2 protein-coding genes are annotated in these 1525 nt (G+C 67.0%); both read left to right on the plus strand.

Annotation, left to right across the window (positions count from 1 at the left end; genetic code table 11):
• The coding region (locus ACN269_RS35255; RefSeq protein ID WP_421477756.1) for a hypothetical protein at window positions 1–938 on the plus strand (938 nt) is incomplete at its 5' end.
• A 64-nt stretch (window positions 939–1002) separates the two neighbouring features.
• Window positions 1003–1525: aldehyde dehydrogenase family protein (locus tag ACN269_RS35260; protein WP_421477758.1), on the plus strand; the 523-nt coding region annotated here is incomplete at its 3' end.

The raw sequence follows: 1525 nt of genomic DNA on the forward strand, positions 1-1525 counted from the left end.
CCGGTGACAACGAGCGGCTGTACTCCCAGCTCCGGCAGATCGTCGACTCGCCGATTTACGTCGTCGACCCGCTGATCGAGGCAATCGCCGACACGCTGCCGACCGAACTCGGCGGCGGCTCCGACAACAAGACGCACACGAGCGCCGGCGACGGCGCCTTCATGCAGTTCCGCAACAACGAACTCCTCGGTCTGCGCGATGCGATCAATGAGGGCATCAAGAACGCGGTGGGAGCCACCGAGAACTACAACCAGAACTACGCCTGGGCACTGGCGCAAGGAATGCTGGAATCGGCGGAGCGGACCGCCACCGGCGCCGCGCTGGGGGTGGCCGGCCTCATCCCGATTGCGCAAGCCATCGCGGAGGGCAACAATGCCGATCTCTACGTCGCGATCCGCCAGTACACTGACGCGCCGCTGTGGACGGTGGACCCGGTCATCGAGGGTTTGGCCCAGGCGCTGCCCGAGTCGCTCGGCGGCGGTAGCGACGGTGACTTCACCACCCAGGCGCCAGAAGACGGCGCCCTCATGACGTTCCGCAACCAGCGGCTGTGGACCGCTACCCGGGATACCCGCCGAACGATCGCCGGCGTGCTCGACGTCGAGCTCGACGCCCAGGACAATCCGGTGCCCGCACCGGAGGTGAACATCTCGACGCTTGCGGCCAAGGTCGACCCACCGACTTTCCGGTCACAGCCGAACAAGTTCACACCGGGGTCGCAGACTTCGGAGTCACAGACGACGAAGCCCAAGCCAGTTACGCGAATCGGGTCCCGGCTGCAGCAGGCGGCCGAACGGGCCGATGAGTCGGTGAAGTCGGCGGTCAGCAAGCTCACCAAGAGCATCACTTCGAAGAAGAAGGTGGCTGACAACGACTCGGCGGGCGACGGGCAGAAGAAGAAGGGCTTCTCGAAGAAGCCCAAGACGTCCGACGACTGAGGTCAACTTGACGCGCGTCAACCCCGTGTGAGATGTCTGTCACAGCGGTCGTTAGCATGGGGCTATGACCGCAACTCCTGACGTCGAGCTGCCCGAGGCCAGCACGATCCGCAATCCGGCGACGGGCGCACCCGCCGGCCAGGTCCGCTGGACCGACCCGGCCGACCTGCCGCGGATCGCCACCGGCCTCCGCGAGGCGCAGCGCGAATGGGAGGCGCGCGGGGCCGCCGGCCGGGCCAAGGTGCTGGCCCGCTACGCGGTGTGGCTCGGTGAGCACCGCGCGGAGATCGAAGAGCTGTTGATCGCCGAAACGGGCAAATCGGCCGTCGACGCGGCGCAGGAAGTGCCGCTGATCATCATGATCGCGTCGTACTACATCAAGACGATGGAGAAGGCCCTGGAGCCGGAGACCCGCCCGGCGTCGCTGCCCGTTCTGTCGATCAAGAAGATCACCGTGCACTACCGGCCGCGGCCGGTGGTCGGGATCATCGCGCCGTGGAACTACCCGGTCGCCAACGCGCTGATGGACGCGATCGGCGCACTGGCGGCCGGCTGCGCGGTGCTGCTCAAACCGTCCGAGCGCACCC

The sequence above is a fragment of the Micromonospora sp. WMMD736 genome (genome assembly GCF_049179015.1).
GTDB lineage: Bacteria > Actinomycetota > Actinomycetes > Mycobacteriales > Micromonosporaceae > Micromonospora.